The sequence below is a fragment of the Dongia mobilis genome, from assembly GCF_004363235.1.
GTDB lineage: Bacteria > Pseudomonadota > Alphaproteobacteria > Dongiales > Dongiaceae > Dongia > Dongia mobilis.
This window is the reverse complement of the sequence record NZ_SNYW01000001.1, coordinates 1-16,834: the sequence shown is the minus strand read 5'-3', so window position 1 is coordinate 16,834 and position 16,834 is coordinate 1. Positions and strand designations below refer to the sequence as shown.

13 protein-coding genes are annotated in these 16,834 nt (G+C 66.9%); 6 read left to right on the top strand and 7 right to left on the bottom strand.

The window, feature by feature from the left end; translation table 11 throughout:
- Window positions 1-57 precede the first annotated feature (57 nt).
- Entirely contained in the window at window positions 58-2,316 is a 2,259-nt protein-coding gene (locus A8950_RS00065) for a methyl-accepting chemotaxis protein (protein ID WP_133611441.1), read from the bottom strand.
- A gap of 172 nt (window positions 2,317-2,488) precedes the next feature.
- Window positions 2,489-4,753 carry a primosomal protein N' gene (locus A8950_RS00060; protein WP_133611440.1) on the bottom strand — a complete coding sequence of 755 codons (2,265 nt, stop codon included), beginning with the start codon at window positions 4,751-4,753 and terminating at the stop codon, window positions 2,489-2,491.
- A 121-nt stretch (window positions 4,754-4,874) separates the two neighbouring features.
- On the opposite strand from A8950_RS00060, the gene fsa reads away from it, so the two are divergent.
- The 3 genes from fsa (at window position 4,875) to A8950_RS00045 (ending at window position 7,371) form a co-directional block, all read left to right on the top strand.
- Window positions 4,875-5,531, top strand: coding sequence for a fructose-6-phosphate aldolase (gene fsa, locus A8950_RS00055; RefSeq protein ID WP_133611439.1), 657 nt, complete (start codon window positions 4,875-4,877; stop codon window positions 5,529-5,531).
- A gap of 86 nt (window positions 5,532-5,617) precedes the next feature.
- Window positions 5,618-6,349, top strand: a complete 732-nt coding sequence (locus tag A8950_RS00050) for a DUF484 family protein (protein WP_133611438.1) — start codon at window positions 5,618-5,620, stop codon at window positions 6,347-6,349.
- A complete protein-coding gene (locus A8950_RS00045) occupies window positions 6,325-7,371 on the top strand; it encodes a tyrosine recombinase XerC (RefSeq protein ID WP_243735477.1) in 1,047 nt (348 codons plus the stop codon). The genes A8950_RS00050 and A8950_RS00045 overlap by 25 nt, the downstream gene beginning before the upstream one ends.
- A gap of 109 nt (window positions 7,372-7,480) precedes the next feature.
- On the opposite strand, the gene A8950_RS00040 is transcribed toward A8950_RS00045, so the two are convergent.
- Together A8950_RS00040 and A8950_RS00035 are read right to left on the bottom strand one after the other, a co-directional pair.
- Window positions 7,481-8,503: a PstS family phosphate ABC transporter substrate-binding protein gene (locus A8950_RS00040; protein ID WP_133611436.1), complete on the bottom strand. Its 1,023-nt coding sequence runs from the start codon at window positions 8,501-8,503 to the stop codon at window positions 7,481-7,483.
- Between the two features lie 242 nt (window positions 8,504-8,745).
- Complete coding sequence (locus tag A8950_RS00035) at window positions 8,746-10,092, bottom strand: ATP-binding protein (RefSeq protein ID WP_166644912.1); 1,347 nt, start codon at window positions 10,090-10,092, stop codon at window positions 8,746-8,748.
- A 103-nt stretch (window positions 10,093-10,195) separates the two neighbouring features.
- On the opposite strand from A8950_RS00035, the gene A8950_RS00030 reads away from it, so the two are divergent.
- Window positions 10,196-11,185 (top strand): hypothetical protein, encoded by a 990-nt coding sequence (locus A8950_RS00030; protein WP_166644911.1) that lies wholly within the window; start codon window positions 10,196-10,198, stop codon window positions 11,183-11,185.
- Here the strand turns inward: A8950_RS00030 and A8950_RS00025 are convergent.
- The 3 genes from A8950_RS00025 to ribA form a co-directional block, all read right to left on the bottom strand.
- Window positions 11,182-12,048, bottom strand: coding sequence for a class I SAM-dependent methyltransferase (locus A8950_RS00025; RefSeq protein WP_133611433.1), 867 nt, complete (start codon window positions 12,046-12,048; stop codon window positions 11,182-11,184). The two genes, A8950_RS00030 and A8950_RS00025, sit on opposite strands and share 4 nt — an antisense overlap.
- A gap of 126 nt (window positions 12,049-12,174) precedes the next feature.
- Window positions 12,175-13,260 carry a hypothetical protein gene (locus tag A8950_RS00020; RefSeq protein ID WP_133611432.1) on the bottom strand — a complete coding sequence of 362 codons (1,086 nt, stop codon included), beginning with the start codon at window positions 13,258-13,260 and terminating at the stop codon, window positions 12,175-12,177.
- A 103-nt stretch (window positions 13,261-13,363) separates the two neighbouring features.
- The gene (gene ribA, locus A8950_RS00015) at window positions 13,364-14,590 is read right to left on the bottom strand and encodes a GTP cyclohydrolase II (RefSeq protein WP_243735476.1); all 1,227 of its coding nucleotides are present in this window, start codon (window positions 14,588-14,590) and stop codon (window positions 13,364-13,366) included.
- Window positions 14,591-14,881: 291 nt separating this feature from the next.
- On the opposite strand from ribA, the gene A8950_RS00010 reads away from it, so the two are divergent.
- Together A8950_RS00010 and A8950_RS00005 are read left to right on the top strand one after the other, a co-directional pair.
- Window positions 14,882-15,613, top strand: a complete 732-nt coding sequence (locus tag A8950_RS00010) for a response regulator transcription factor (protein ID WP_243735475.1) — start codon at window positions 14,882-14,884, stop codon at window positions 15,611-15,613.
- 325 nt (window positions 15,614-15,938) lie between these two features.
- On the top strand, window positions 15,939-16,834 hold an 896-nt coding region (locus tag A8950_RS00005), incomplete at its 3' end, for a caspase family protein (RefSeq protein ID WP_208109678.1).

The following is a 16,834-nucleotide window of genomic DNA, read 5'->3' as shown; positions in this document are numbered from 1 at the left end:
ACAAATGGGGCCAGGCCTGGATCGCTTCGCGATGCGCCAATGGCGAAGCCATCTTCCCTACCCTGCCCGTACACTGGCGAGGAATCCGTCTATACGGCCCTTGAGGTCGCCAAATCGGCCCTGCAGCTGACCGACCGCCGCCACCATCGAGTCCGCGGCAACACCCGCATTCTGCGCGGAATCCGATACAAGGGAGATCTGCTGTTGCAGATCGGACGTCCCTGTCGCTGCTTCAGCGACGGCGCGGCTGATTTCGTTGGTTGCAGAATCCTGCTCGGTTACGGCAGCGGCGATCGAACTATTGACCTGTGCGATCTCCTCAATTGTCCGTGCAACCGCGTTGATCTCCTCCGCCGCCGCGCCCGTCGACCGCTGTATGGCATTTATCTGGGCTGAGATCTCTTCCGTCGCCCTGGCCGTCTGGCTGGCCAGGCTCTTCACCTCATTCGCGACCACTGCAAAACCCTTGCCGGCATCACCGGCTCGAGCTGCTTCGATGGTTGCGTTCAACGCAAGCAAATTGGTCTGGCCGGCGATATCGTTGATCAGCGTCACGACGGATCCAATCTGGTCGGCAGCCGAAACAAGCGCATTCACAAGCCTTGCCGCGTCGCCGGCCTTTCCGGCGGCCTGCGTGGCAGAGGTGCTCGAATTGTTGGCCTGCTGGCTGATCTCGCGTATCGAAGCCGCGAGTTCTTCCACTGCGGCCGCAACCGAAGAGACATTTTCCGCAACATGTCCGGCGGTTCTGCTGACCGAGCGGCTGCGATTGACATTGTCGGCACTGACCTGCGCCATGGTATGGGCCGACCGGTCCATTTCCTGCGAGGTCGCCGCCATCTGGGCGATCGCTTCGGAAACCTGCCCTTCGAACCCGTCCGCAAGACTGAGGCGCGCTTGCGCCTGATCGACTTCGGCACGGCGCTTCAGCGCCTCCTGTTCTGCCACCAGGGCGCGGTTCTCGGTTGCATTCTGGCGGAAGGTTTCGACCGCGGCAGCCATATGGCCGAGTTCGTCCCGGCGGCCAAGACCTGGAATGGTGATGTCAAGCTGGCCTTGCGCCAGCCTTTGCATTGTCGCCGTCATGCCGACCACGGGGCGCGCGATGCTTCGTCCGACCAGCCACGCCAGCAGGATGCACAGGATGATTGCCCCGATTCCGATCATGATGGCGAGATCGCGCATCTCGGCCACGCGCGCCAGCACAAGCGATTTTGGCACGCTGATCTTGACGCTCCAGCGTACCGGCGAGTCGTCAAGCGTAAGCGGCACCAGCACCGAATAGGCGGCGATTCCCGGGAGCCCGAAATTGTCGCCCGCCGCTTCGGCCGCGGCCGATGCAGCTGCCGAATCTGCCTCCTCTGGAGATTGCCCATCTGCAAGGGCGGCTTTGCGTGCGGCTTCTGCCGCTTGCGCCTTGGCCGCCCGCGCCTGCCCAGCCATGGCTTCGACGTCGATCAGCAAGTTGCTCGAATCCTCGCCAACCACGATCTCGCCGGCCCGCATGCGGTCGGCATTGGTGGCATAGAAGGCATCCTCGGTCCTGGCCCCGACCATGTCGATACCGGCCGGATGTGCCGCCCAATGGCCGCTGTTATCGATCAGCGCAGCGCGTCCCTCGCCCCAGGGACGGAGCTCGGCAATCTGTCCGATAAGTTCGTTGAGGCGGATGTCAATGGCGCCGACTCCGATTGTCTGGCTACCATCGACGATCGGCGCGAGGATGGAGACCAGCCAGAAGATCTCGGGCTTCTCTGCCGTGCCGAACACCCAGGCTTCGGGATCGGTCAAATGCGGCAGACCGCTCGACATCGGCACGTCATAGAAGGCCAGCGAGTTGGTGGGTTCGTCGAAATCATAGGCCTTGTCGAAAGTTATCTCGCCGAACTCCCGATAGGCATATGGCACGTAGCGACCGCTGCTGGTGATTGCGGTCGGACTGTCCGCATGAGCGAAGTCGGCGTCGCGCCCATCGAAAGCATCCGGCTCGAACATCGCCCAAGTGGCCAGCCAGTTCCGCTCGATCGCAAGGGTCGAGGCTAGCATCGCTTCGAAGCGCTGTCGGTCGGCGATCGCCAGTTGGCGCCAGCCAAGTGCCGTGGCGGCAATGCCGCGGGCGGTGGAGAGTCCACGGCCGAATTCCTGCGCAATCTCCGCAGCCGTCGCCTTGCCAAGGTTCTCCATGACACGCGCTGCCTGGTCCTCCAGTTGTCTGCTGGCCTGGAGAGTAAGTGCGACGGCAACGACGGTGACCGCGACCCCGGAGAGCAGTGCGCCAGCCAGAATGATACGACCCCTGATTCCGAGCGTGAACATGTTGGCCTCCCCAGCGCTTGCCATTGGCGTACGTGGGGAAATCCTGGCGCAGTACCGGAGGAGCGTCTGTCCAGAATGCGACGATCAGGCGATGAAGACGATCAGGCGGTGAACGGGTGTCAGATAATGCGCGCGGTGGTGGTACGCAGAATTTCCACTGGGATGGATGTCGCTACATGAAGCTGTAGGGATCAATGTCTATCTGCAGGCGCAGATCGCCGGGGAATTTCTGGCCGCGGAGCCAGTGGCGCAGCACACCCTGCGGCGCGATTTCGCGCCGGGTCTTCAGCAGGAAGCGCAGGCGGTGGCGGCCGCGCAGCAGCGCCAAAGGTGCCGGCGCCGGGCCCAGCACGGTGATGCCCGCGCGATGCGGCGCCGCCCTGGCCAGTTCGCGCGCCTTCTGCTGCACGGCAGCCTCGTCGCGGCCGGAGAGGATGAGGGCCGCCAGCCGGCCGAAGGGTGGCATCCCGGCAGCGCGCCGGTCCTCGGCCTCGGCCGCCATGAAGGCGTCGCGGTCACCCGATTTCAGCGCCTGCATGACATGGCGGTCGGGATCGTGGGTCTGCAGCAGCACATGGCCGGGCTTCATTCCGCGCCCGGCGCGGCCCGCCACCTGGCTCATCAACTGGAAGGTCCGCTCGGCGGCGCGCAGATCGCCGCCATGGAGGCCGAGATCGGCATCGACCACGCCGACCAGCGTCAGATGCGGGAAGTTATGGCCCTTGGCGATGATCTGCGTGCCGATGACCAGATCGACCTCGCGCGCCGCCACCATCTTCATGAGCTGGTCGGCGCGGGCGGGGCCGGTCACCGTATCGCTGGTGAGGACCAGGCGCCGCGCCTCGGGGAAAAGTGCGGCCGCCTCTTCCGCCAGGCGCTCGACGCCGGGACCGCAGGCGGCGAAGCTGCCCTCGCTGAGACAGGCCGGGCAGCTGGGCGGCATCATCTGCTCGAAGCCGCAATGATGGCACATCAGTTTTTGATGAAAGCGGTGTTCCACCAGCCAGGCGGTGCAGCGCGGGCATTGCAGGCGGTGCCCGCAGGTGCGGCAGAGGGTCAAGGGCGCATAGCCGCGGCGATTGAGGAAGAGCAGCGCCTGGTCACCCGTGGCCAGGGTCGCCGCCAGCTCGGCCCTGAGGCTGGGCGCGATCCAGCTCTGGCGCGGCGGCTTGTCCACCCGGAGATCGATTAGCCCGATTTCCGGCAATTGCGCGCCGCCATGGCGCGCCGGCAGATGCACCGCGCCATAGCGCCCGCCCTCGACATTGACCATGGTTTCCAGCGAGGGCGTCGCCGAAGCGAGAATGACCGGGATCTTCGCCAGATGACCGCGCACCACCGCCATGTCGCGCGCCTGATAGATGACGCCGTCCTCCTGCTTGAAGGCGCTTTCGTGCTCCTCGTCGACGATGATGAGGCCGAGATCGCGATAGGGCAGGAAGAGGGCCGAGCGCGCGCCTACCACGACGCGGGCCGAGCCGTCATGCACCCCGCGCCAGGTGAGGCGGCGCGCGAGGCCGGTGAGTTCCGAATGCCATTGCGCCGGCGGGGCACCGAAGCGCGCCTCGAAGCGGGTCAGCCATTGCGGCGTGAGCGCGATTTCCGGTACCAGCACCAGCACCTGCCGGCCGGCGCGCAGCGTGGCGGCGATGGCCTCGAAATAGACCTCGGTCTTGCCGGAACCGGTGACGCCGTCGATGAGGGTGACACCGGGCTGGAGCCGCGCCAGCGCCGCCGCCGCGTCGGCCTGCGCGGATGAGAGGTTGGGACCCGCCGCATCGGCATCGGGCCGGCCATAGGGTCGCGGCAGCGGCAGCGGTACCTGTTTCAGCAGGCCCAGCTTGCCCATGGCGGCAATCACGGCGGTGGTGACGCCGGTGGCGCGCGCCAGTTCCGTCGCCGGCAGGGGCGGCTGGTCAGCCACGAATTGCAGCACCTTCGCGCGCTGCGGCGTCAGCTTGCGGGAAGCGGGATCGGCATCGCCCGGCGCCCAGGCCTTCTGCTGGCGCTCGGGCTGCAACGCCTCTGGCACGCTCATCGCCATGCGCAGCACGGCGCCCAGCGGCGCCATGCAATACTGTGCCACCCAATCGATGAAGTCGCAGGTGATGGCGGGCAGCGGCGCCACCGGCAGGCGCTGCGCCACCGCTTTCAATTTTTCGCGCGGCACATCGCCGGCACCCTCTCCCCAGACGACACCCGTCACCAGGCGCCGGCCCAGCGGCACTGTGACGAAATCGCCACGGCGCAGGGCGAAATCGCCGGGCACCAGATAGTCATAGGGCTGGAACAGCGCCAGCGGCAGCAGCACGCCGAGGATCTGCTCGGCCGCGGCGGCCGTCGAATTCCTTGCGCCAGAATCCCTTGCGGCATTGTCTTGCGATGCCGGATCGCCTGCCGCCGCCGCCGAATCCGCGCGTTTGGTTTCAGTTGGCATGGTGTCGCTCGGCGGCTAGACTCGGGTTCATCTGATTCGTGGTCGGCAGAAGGAACGGCGCCCGTTCTCTTCCCGCATCCTTCTTATGTCTTATGTCAGTTTTCTTCCGGGACCTAGTCACATGAAGTTCTTCGTCGATACCGCCGACGTCAAGGAAATCCAGGATCTGGCCGCGACCGGCCTCCTCGATGGCGTCACCACCAATCCCTCGCTGATCGCGAAATCCGGCCGACCGATTCTCGACGTGATCAAGGAGATCTGCGCCATTGTCGATGGCCCGGTCAGTGCCGAGGTGACGGCGACCGAACACAAGGCGATGCTGGAGGAAGGCCGCAAGCTGGCCAAGCTCGCCAAGAATGTCTGCGTCAAGGTGCCCCTGACAGTCGACGGCCTGAAGACCTGCAAGGTGCTTTCTTCCGACGGCATCCCCGTCAACGTGACCTTGTGCTTCTCGGCGGCGCAGGCGCTGCTGGCGGCCAAGGCCGGCGCCACCTTCATTTCGCCCTTCGTCGGCCGCCTCGACGATATCGGCCAGGACGGCATGGAACTGATCGCCGACATCTGCCAGATCTACGAGAACTATGCCGCGCTGAAGACCGAGGTGCTGGTCGCTTCCGTGCGCCACCCGGTCCATGTCGTGGCCGCGGCCAAGATGGGCGCCCATGTCGCGACGCTGCCGCCCAATGTGCTGAAGCAGATGTTCAACCACCCGCTGACCGACAAGGGCCTGGCGGCCTTCCTGGCCGATTGGGCCAAGACCGGTCAGTCGATTCTCTAACCGCCACATGATGCGCCGGGCGCATCGCGGCATCGCCACATTCCTTCGCTAGACTTCTTAACCGGGACAACAGATCAGCAGGCGCCATGGCGGATCCGGTCGACAATGTGAAGGCGAAGGCGCGCAGCACCGGCGGCAGCGTGACGGCAGCTCAGGTCGCGGCCTATTTGAAGCGCCACCCCGACTTCCTGGCGCGGCACCCCGAACTGCTCGACGCGCAGGTCAGTCCCGGCCGCCACAAGGGCGACGGTGTCGTCGATCTGCAGCAATTCATGATGGAGCGCCTCAAGGGCGACGTCGCCAAGCTGCGCGCCGACCAGGACGAGATCATCGCCAACAGCCGCGACAACCTCAACACCACCGAGCGCATCCACAATTCGGTGCTGGCGCTGCTCGAGGCCGAGACCTTTGAAAGCTTCATCGACATCGTCACCGGCGATCTCGCCTTCCTGCTCGAAGTCGACGTGGTCAGCCTCTGCGTCGAACTGACCGACGTCACCACGCGGCGGCCGAAGCATGACGGCATCCAGTTCCTCGACCGCGGCGCCGTCGACCGGCTGATGGGCCGCAACCGCAAGGTCTGGCTGCGCGACGATATCGAGGGCGATCCCGAGATCTATGGGGGGGCGGCCGACCTCGTCCGCTCGGACGCATTGCTGCGTCTCAGTATCAGCGGCATGGCGCCGGCCGGCCTGATTGCCTTCGGCACGCGCCATCCCGGCTATTTCCATGCCGGCCAGGGGACCGAGTTGATGAGCTTCCTTGGGCGCATCATCGAATTCGGCGTCCGCTCGTGGCTGGACCTGCCAAAGCCCTGAGCAAAGCCCCGCAGCGGGGCGCAGCCAAACCCAGCCCGGCGCTTGCGAAAAGCGATCCCGGGCTTTCCGAAAGCGATCTGGCAGCCGATCCGCTGCTGCTCGCCGCGCCTGATCTCATGGCAGCGATGCGCGACTGGCTCGACTATCTCGGTCGCGAGCGACGGGTCGCAGCTGCGACCAGCGAGGCCTATGCCCGCGATGTCGGCGATTTCCTGCGCTTCCTGGCGCATTACCGGGGCGAACCGGCCAGCCTTGCCACCCTGGCCACCCTGGCCAAGGCGGACCTGCGTGCCTGGTTGTCGGCACGGCAGAGCCGCGGCCTCATCGCGGCCAGCAATGCCCGCGCCCTTTCCGCGGTGAAAAGCCTGGCCCGGCGCCTGGCCCGCGACGGGCGCCTCGAGATCGGCGCGCTGGCCACCCAGCGGGGTCCGCGCCTGCCGCGCCATGTGCCGAAACCCCTCAACGCCGCCGAGGCCGAGGCCACCCTCGACCAGGTGGCGGCACTGCATGACGAGCCCTGGCTGCAGAAGCGCGACCTCGCCATCCTGCTGCTGCTCTATGGCTGCGGCCTGCGCATCTCGGAAGCCCTCGGCCTGACGGCCGGCGCGGCGCCACAAGCCGGGGCCATGCTGCGCGTCACCGGCAAGGGCAACAAGACGCGCGTCGTCCCGGTGTTGCCCATCGTGGCCGAGGCGATTGCCGATTACCGCGCGCATTGCCCGTGGAAGCTCGCCGCCGATGGCCCGCTCTTCCGCGGTGTCAGGGGCGGCCCCCTCAATCCCCGCCTCGTGCAGCGGGCGATGCAGGCCTTGCGCGCGCAGCTCGGCCTCCCCCAGACGGCGACGCCGCACGCGCTCAGGCATTCCTTCGCGACGCATCTTCTGGCCGGCGGCGGCGATCTCCGCGCCATCCAGGAACTGCTCGGCCATGCCTCGCTCTCGACCACCCAGCGCTATACCGAGATCGACGCGGCCCAGCTTCTCGGCGTCTACCAGGCGGCACATCCAAGGGCCAAGGGATAGTCCGTCACGCAGCCAGCCGACCTGCTACGATCATGAGACGAAAGAACCCCTCCGCCGTCACCGGCGGAGGGGTTGCAGTCGCGATAGTCGAGATAGGTCTTTGGCAGGCTTACATCATCGGCTTCAGGGCGCCGGCGCTCATCTGCACTTCCTTCAGCTTCTCCGTCGGGAAGGGGATCATGCCCTTGTCGGCGAGATAGCCTTCCTCGCCCGCGGCCTTGTCGCTGGTGAATTCGGCGACGAATTCGCGGATGCCGGGGATGACGCCCTCATGCTGGTTCTTCACATAGAAGTACATGGTGCGCGAGACCGGGTATTCGCCCGAGACGATGTGGTCGAAATCCGGCGCAATGCCGTCGACATTGGCACCCTGCAGCTTGTCGGTATTCTCCTCGAGGAAGGAGTAGCCGAAGATGCCGACCGCCTGCGGGTTGGCGTCGAGCTTCTGCACGATGAGGTTGTCGTTCTCGCCGGCATCGACATAGGCGCCGTCCTCGCGGATCGCGGCGCAAGCACCGGCCTTGGCCTTCGAATCCTCGATCGCCTCGATTTCGGGAACGCCCTTGCAGCCCGAATCCATGACGAGTTCGATGAAGGCGTCGCGGGTGCCGGAGGTCGGCGGCGGGCCGAGCACTTCGATCTTCTCGGCCGGGAGGGCGGCGTTCACTTCGTTCCAGCTTTTGTAGAAGTTCGGCACCAGCTTGCCGTCCTGCGGCACTTCCTTGGCCAGCGCCAGCCAGAGTTCCTTGCGGGTGATGCTGAAGGCCGGGCCCTTCTTCGAGTTGGCGATGACGATGCCGTCATAGCCGATCGGCACCTCGGTGATCGAGGTGACGCCGTTCGACTTGCAGGTCTCGATCTCGCCGTCCTTGATCTTGCGGCTGGCATTGGCGATATCGGGGGTGCCTTCGCCGACACCAGCGCAGAACAGCTTGAGACCGCCGCCGGTGCCGGTCGATTCGACGATCGGCGTCTTGAACTTGCCGGCCTTGCCGAATTCCTCGGCAACGGCGGTCGAAAACGGATAGACGGTCGAGGAGCCGACGATGTGGAGCTGGTCGCGGGCTTCGGCCGCACCGGCGATCAGCACGGTGACGCCGGCGGCGGCGAGAGCAAGGGGAAGACGCTTCATGGCATAAAACCTTTGTTGGGTGGATCCAAGCGAAGCCGTTCTAGGTCGCTTGCGTGACATGCCCTTTGCGATTTGATGACGATTATATGACAAGGGTCGCGACGCCGGACGGCGGCGGGGCCGGGAGTTGGCTCCGCTTCGGCCAGTCCCTTGGCCCGATATGTTTCCTGCCGAAAGATGACAGAACCGGGTCAGGCCCGGTGGCGGCAGGCGGCAGGCAGGCGGCAGCAGGCGGGCGGCGCTCAGGAAGCAACCGGCGCCGGTGCGGCGGGCAGCGAGTCCATCGGCAGATAGATGGTAAAGACGCTGCCCTGGCCCAGCACCGACTGGATCTCCAGCCTGCCGCGATGGCGGTTGATGATATGCTTGACGATGGCAAGGCCGAGGCCGGTTCCCCCCATCTCGCGCGAGCGGGCATTGTCGACCCGGTAGAAGCGCTCGGTCAGGCGCGGGATATGTTCGCGCGCGATGCCGGGGCCCTGGTCGCGGACCGAGAGGGCGATGGCGGCGGGCGCGCCGCGCTGCTGCGGCAGGTTGAGGCGCAGCAGCGCGGGCTCGGTGATGAGCGACAGCTCGACCGTCACCAGGGCCTGGTCGCGGCTGTATTTGAGTGCGTTGTCGACGAGGTTCTGCAGCACCTGGGTCAGTTCGTCGGCATCGCCCGGGATGTCCGGCACGCTGTCCGGCGCCGACAGGCGCAGGACGATGCCCCGCTCCTTCGCCTTGAGGCCGAGGCCGTCGATGACCGAGCCGGCGATGCGCTTCAGATTGGCGCGCCCCTCCGGCGGCTGAAACTCGTTGAGCTCGATGCGTGAGAGCGAGAGCAAATCGGCGACGATGCGGCTCATGCGCTGGGCTTCCGCCAGCATGATGTCGATGAAGCGCGCCCTGGCCTGCTCGTCATTGCGGGCCGGCCCCTTCAGCGTTTCCAGGAAGCCGATCAGGGTGGCGAGCGGCGTCTTCAGTTCGTGGCTGACATTGGCGACGAAATCGCTGCGCAGGCTTTCCGCCCGCTTGAGGCCGGAGACGTCGTGGAACACGATCAGGCTGGCGGCGCGACCCGGGCCGAGTGATGGCTGCCCCTCGACCGGCACCAGTTCGGCGGCGAGCGCGTGGCCGTTGATTTCGGCAAGGTCGAAGGGTGCCGACCGCTCGCCGCTGCCGAGAATCTCGAGCGCCGCCAGGAGCGGCGGCTGGCGCAGGACGGAGAGCAGGCTGCGCGATTCGATCTCGGGGCCGAGCAGATCGCGCGCCGCAAGATTGGCGAGGAGGATGCGCCGATCCTCGTCCAGCACCAGGACCGGCGCGGAAAGGGCATCGAGCACCGCCCGCGGCGCTGCCGCCAGGACGGCATCGGTCTCCACCATGGCGGCCGGACCATCCGCGAGCGCAGCCGGGGCCGGCTGGCGCGGCGGCAGGTGGCGCAGGATGACAAAAGTGGCAGCGCTGACCGCCAGCGCTGCGGTCACTGCCAGGAACGGCCAGTCCCAGCTATCCGCCAGAAGCAGCATGCCGGCCGTGCCCGCCGCGACCAGGGCAAGATCGCGGCCGAGGGCCACCCGGTCCCATCGCTGCGGAAAATCTGCCAATCCGATTCTGCCCGAAACTGTGTCACAATTGATGCAATGCGCTGGGTCGCGCGACTCGCTCCGCGATCCTAGAACCAAAACCGCGAACATTGGGAGGTTTGTCATGAACATTTCACGGGCGATCGGCGCACGGGAAGGCGAGGTGCGGGAAAGTGGTCCCAGCCGGCGGCAGGGCAGCCGGCGGTTTGGCGTGGGGGTTGGCTGGCGGGCGGCGCTGCTGGCGGGCGCGGCGCTGGCCGGGCTGGCGGCTTCCGGGGTACTTGTCGTGCCGCCGGCTGCGGCCCAGTCGGGCACCCAGCAATACCAGCCCTGGACCGGCGCGCAGCAGGGCCAGGCCACGCAGAAGATGCTGACCGACCTGAAGGCGATCATCGCCCAGGGCGAGAAGGACAAGGCCGCCTCGCCGGATTTCCTGGCCGACCTCAAGAAGACGATCGCCGCCTATGAGGCGGCCGTGACCCCGTCCCAGGCCAAGCCCTTCTTCGACGATTTTGCCGATGGCGAGTTTGCCAGCAATCCCGCCTGGAAGGTCAGTGCCGGCAGTTGGACGATCGATCGCGGCGGCAGCAATTTCGGCCTCGTCAGCAAGATGCGCCGGCAGGAGAACCTGGAGACGCTGCTGGGCGGCATCCTCAATCCGCAGGGCAATCAGGGCCAGGGCGGCCAGAACGGCTATGCCTCGATCTATGCCAAGGCCAAGCTGCCGGCTGCCTTCACTTTCACCACCAGCTTCACCTCGAAGGACCGCTATGGCGGCCTGCATTTGACGCTCTATCAGGGCGCCTCGGCGCAGAACCAGTATCGCGTCAGCTATCAGCCCGGCAACCAGACCAGCCTGCAGCTGCAGCGCGTCTCGGCCCAGGGGGCGGTGGCGCTGGGCTCGCTCAACGGCGTGCTCAATCTCGAGAACGGCAAGCCGCATGACATCACGCTGACGCGCGACGCCGCCGGCAAGATGACGGTGCTGATCGACGGCAAGGTCGCCATCACCGCCACCGATACGACGCTGCAGGGCGATTTCGACGGCGTTCTCTTCACCAATGTCGGCGGCAGCTACTGGATCCGCCAGGTCTCGGTGCAGCCGAAGGGCTAGTCCCGCCCCGCGCGCTGCATCCAGAACGAGGTGGCAGGTGCGGCCGAGATATCGGGCGGCAGTGCGCCAAGGGGTGTCGCCGCGATCTCGGCGGCGAGATTGCGCGCCGCGAAATGGCTCCCAAAGAGCAGGCGGAAACCGCCGCCGGTGAGCAGTGGCAGCAGGGCGGATTGCTCGTTGTAGCCGCGCCAGTGCCAGGCCGGCGGGTAATCCTCCGGCAGGAAGATGTCGTGGACATGGACGATTACGCCCGGCGCCAGGCGCGGCAGCACGCGGTTGAAGAGCTGGTCGACATCGCTGCCCGGCATCAGGATATGGCTGGAATCGATGAACAGGATGTCGCCGGAGCCGAGCCCGTCGGTGAGGGCCGGATCGGTGTCGGCGAGCAGCTTTCGATGGAGCTCCACTGGCAAGGCGGCGATATCGGCCCGGGGTGCCGGGTCGATCGCCACGTGGCGGGTCGTCAGGCCACAATCGGCAATGGCGCGGGCGGCAAAGCGGGTGGAGTGGCCGGAGCCGACCTCGATCAAGACGCGCGGCCGGTGGCGGTGGATGAAGCCATGGAGCATGGCGGCGTCCAGCGGGGCGAACCAATCCTGCCGCCAGCGCGGCGCCGGCGGCGCGGCATCGCTGCCGATCGACAGCAGCGCGTCGCGATGACGGCCCAGATCGGCCAGGGCCTCGCGCATCGCCGGCAGCGCCGCGCGGCAGAGATCGTCAGCCGCCGCATAGGGTCCCGGCACGGCGACGTTGGCCGCATAGCGATAGGGAATGAAGAAGCCCATCGGCCGGCGCCCGAAGAGCGTGCGCAGGCCAAGGATGAGGCGACGGCGGCCGGGTCGTGAAAGGAATGCGTGGATCATGGCGCCTGACTGCAGGGTCATCCGGCTGGATGGCCGCGGGAAGAGACCGCGCGAAGATGGCCCCCAGCCGGCGCCGGTTCAAGATCGCATTTGCGGGTCGGTGAGGTTCTGCGGACCGGAAGGGCCTCAGCCCGCACCACCCGGCAGCCCCGCCGATTCCCGCGTCCAGGCGGCAAAGCCCGCCGGCAGGGCGGCCTGCTGCAGCTGATCGCCGCCTTGTGGTTCCGGCATTGCTGCAAGATCGCGCGATGGCGGCGCCACCAGATGCAGGTTGGCTTCTTCCGGGGTGCGGTTGTCGACGCCCAGGATGCTGGCGGCAAGATCGGTCCCGGCATCGCGCCCGGTCTGGGCGCGCAGCGTCGTGTCGATCACGGCGCTGGCGACCGAGATCGGGCCGAAGGGCAGCGCGCCGACGAATTGCGACAGGGCATAGGCCTGGTCGCCGGTCACCGCGCGATAGATCTGGGCGACGACCGGGATGTGCTGCAGCGGATTGATGAGATCAATGAAATCGTCCCAGCCGAAGCTGCCATCCGGTCCCAGGAACAATTCGCGGGCGCCCGGCGTCTCGCTCAGGCGCACCTTCTTGCCCTGACCCTCCAGCCTGCGGCGATCATCGCGGTCGGGCATGGTATCGAACCAGACGACGCGCGGATCCGTCGCCTCCCCGGCGCCGTCTTCCGTGCGTCCATCCGCCTCTATCGGTCCGGCAGCGGCCGCGATCGCACCGGGATCACCAGCCGGATCGATGGCCAAGGCGCCATCCGCTTCGCTGTCCGCATCGGGCGGGAGTCCCGCCGCGGCAAGCTGCGGCGAAACCGTCGGCGCCGCCGGTGTCTGACTGGCGGCGGATGCCGCCGGGCTTTGGCTGGCGGCATCCGCCGCCGGGGCCATGCCGGTAAGCACGGCAAATTGTTCCGGGGTCAGGTTGGGAATGCCGTCCGAAGCAACAAGGGGGGCAGGCGGCGTCGGGGGTGCCGCCTGGCTCGCCGGCATGGGACCGGCCAGCTTGCGGTAATCGGCCAGGGTCATGCCGGGCTGCGCGGCGGCGGCCTCGCCGGCGATGCGCTGTGCCTCGAGAAGCTGGCGGAATTGCGCCTGATTGATGGCACCGGGGCGGTCCATGCCGCCCTCGATGGCACCCAGCCGTGTGCCGCCCGGAACCGGCTGGTTCGGCGCTCCTGGCAGCATGATGTTGGCGGTGCCGGCCATTTGACCTCGATCTCGCATGTCCGGCCGGGCTTTGCCGCGGCCATTCGGGACTCATTCCCGGCCATGGCCCTGCAATGGCCGTGCCAGGAAGGGCTATTCGGGGTCAGAACATATGGCCGAAGCGGATCGCCTTGGTGCTGAGATAGCGCTCGTTATGGTCGTTTGCCTGGAACACGTGCGGAACGCGCTCGATAACCGCGATCCCGCATTGGGCGAGGCCTGCGACCTTTTCCGGATTGTTGGTGAGGAGGCGCACCGCCCCCACCCCCAATTGCCGCAGCATCTCGGCCGCCGGCTCGTACAGGCGTTCGTCGGCGCCATAGCCCAGTTGCAGATTGGCATCCAGCGTATCGGCCCCGGCATCCTGCAGGCGATAGGCCCGCAGCTTGTTGACCAGGCCGATGCCGCGCCCTTCCTGGGCGAGATAGAGCAGCACGCCGCTGCCGGCCTTTTCGATGGCGGCGATGGCACCGCGCAATTGCGGGCCGCAATCGCAGCGCAGGCTTCCGAGCAGGTCGCCGGTGTAGCATTCCGAATGCAACCGCACGAGGACCGGCTGGCTGGTATCCGGCCGGCCGATGACGATGGCAAGATGCTCCTTGCCGCCATCCGAGGGACGGAACGCGACGATCTCGCAACTCTCGGCGCCGTCGAGCGGCACCGGGGCCGAGCCGACGCGGCGCAGATTGGCGGCGGCGTTGCGGCGGAAGGCCGGCAGATCGGCGGCTTCGAGGCGGAAGGCGGGATCGACCCAACGCTCGAGCGCCGAATGCGGCACCAGAACAATAAGGGCCGCCGGCAGCAGCCGCGCCAGCTTGGTCAGTTCGATCGCCCCCTGGCAGAGCGCCGGTGCCACATCGGCGACGGGCACGATGCCGGCTGCCAGCCAGGCGACGGGTTCGACCGTCGGGTCGGCGATCTGGCGGATGGCTTCGGCCGCCAGGGCACCGGAGAGGGCCAGCAGGCGATGACTATCATCGGCCGCCGTCGCGGCCGCAGGTGCGGGCACAAGGCCGCGCCGGACCAGCGCATTGGCGCGCTCGGCTGTGACCACTAGGCGAATGCCGCGCCCGGTCCCGCCCTGCCCGGCATTGTTCGCCGCCAGCAGGGTGGCGAGCGCCGGCTGTTCCAGCATCTCGGCCGCGATCACCAGGGCGGCGTGCCGATGCGCCGGTTGCTGCCCATCCATTTGCTGGCCATCCATTTGCTGGCCGTCCAGCAGTGCCACGATGCCGCCGCGGCGCAGTTCCGCCATCGCGCGCTCCACCTGGGCGAGGCAGGTCGCAGTCCAGACGGTCGGATCGGGCGCAGATTTGTCAGCAGCAGTCATGGTCCGGATTCGTGCTCATGAGGTCACAAACAGGTGCAGTCACACCCTTGTTACCGAGGCTGGCCGCAGGATCGGGCAGGCTTCCCGCGTGTAAGCATGCGGGGCATATGGGGATTTTTCCGAGGTCCGGTCAAGCCCAGCCCCGGATTATGCCGGATCGCCCGGCGCCGGACCGAGAACGGAAGTATCCCGCTTTGCGAGGCCATCTTGAGCAATAATCTTGCCGGTTCCCTTGTTTCCACCCAGGTCGAGTGTTATCTGAACCCCAGCAACCGGGGAGTTCCAGTACCCATGAGCCAATTGCCGAAGATGGGCCAAGGCGGGACATCGAGCCAGGCCCATCAGCGCCGCATCCTGCTGGTCGATGACGACGAAGGCCTGCGTTCCACCCTGGCCGAGCAATTGTCCCTGGAAGGCGAGTTCACCTGCGTCGAGGCCGGGAGCGGCGCCGAGGCGCTGAAGATGGCGCTGGCCGAGCGGCCGGACGCGATCCTCCTGGACGTGGGCCTGCCCGATGACGATGGCCGCCAGGTCTGTGCCAGCCTGCGCAAGGCCGGCGTCAGCGTGCCGATCATCATGGTGACGGCATCGAGTGGCGAAGCCGATACCATTCACGGCCTCGACATGGGCGCCAACGACTACATCGCCAAGCCCTTCCGCCTCGGCGAATTGCTGGCGCGGCTGCGCGCGCATCTGCGGCAGCACGCCCATAGCGAGGACGCGCTGCTGGCCATCGGCCCCTATGTCTTCAAGCCCAATGTGAAGATGCTGGTGGACGAAAAGGCCGGCAAGAAGATCCGCCTGACCGAGAAGGAAACCGCGATCCTCAAATACCTCTATCGCGCCGGGCAGAAAGCGGTCAGCCGCGAAACCCTGCTGGGCGAGGTCTGGGGCTACAATGCCGGGGTCACCACCCATACGCTGGAGACCCATGTCTACCGCCTGCGCCAGAAGATCGAGAAGGATCCGGCCAGGGCGCAGATCCTGCTGACCGATTCCGGCGGTTACAAGCTGGTCCCCTGAATTCCGGCGCCGGACCGAAATCCAGGCCCGGGGTGGCGGCGGCACCCGGAAGGTGCTGCCGGGACATACCCAAACATAGTGAATCCAGCGCCTTAGGGTATAAAAACTGACTAACGCCCCACCCCAAGGTGGGGCGTTTGCGTTGCGGTCGCCTGCTGCGGGCGCCGCAGCCATGTTATGCTGAGGGGCCACAATCGGGGACAAAGCTGTGACAGGCGTCATTTCGCGATGCGCCGCACCGGCTTAGTCAGGGCAGCGTGGCAGGGGCTTTTCCCACGCGACCGGCGCCGGCTGCCACCACCGATCAGAATGAGGGTCTATCGCCATGTTGCCTCGACACGGCCTCGGTTTTGATGGCCGCCACATCCCGGGAAGCATTGCCGCCTGGTTCCTTGTCACCTTGGTCGCCTGTCTCGCTCAGTTGGTTCAAGGCGGGCTGTCGGCGGCAGCAGCACAGGGGGAGGCACAGGGTGCGCGGGTGGCGCTGGTGATGGGCAATGGCGCCTATGACAGCAGCATCGGCCGGCTGAAGAACCCGGTCAACGATGCCGAGCTGATGGCCGACACCCTGCGTGCGCTCGGCTTCAAGGTGCGCCTGGTGACCGATGCCGACCAGAAGGAGATGAAGAAGGCGGTGCGCGATTTCGGTGCCGATCTGATGGCCGCCGGCAGCGACGCCATCGGCCTGTTCTATTACGCCGGCCATGGCGTGCAGGTCGACGGCGTCAACTATCTGCTGCCGGTCGGCGCCCAGATCGAGAAGGAGGGCGATGTCGAGATCGAGGCCGTCTCGGCACAGAGCATCCTGGCGCAGATGGAGCACGCCCCCAACAACATCGACCTCGTCTTCCTCGACGCCTGCCGCAACAACCCGATGACGCGCAGCTTCCGCTCGGGTTCGCGCGGCCTTGCCCGCGTCGACGCGCCGCGCGGCTCCTTCGTCGGCTATTCGACCGCACCCGGCGATGTCTCGGTCGACGGCAATGGCGACAACTCGCCCTATACCCTGGCGCTCGCCGCCGAGATGCGCCGCCCCGGCGCCTCGATCGAGGAGGTGCACCGCTCGGTCCGCATCCGCGTGCTCGCCGAAACCAACAACGCCCAGACCCCCTGGGATTCCTCCTCCCTCACCGCCAATGTCGTGCTGATGCCAGCCGCTTCCGCGCCAAGCGCCACAGCCGCGCCGGCGCCAACCGCCGCCCCGCAACCCGCACAGCAGCC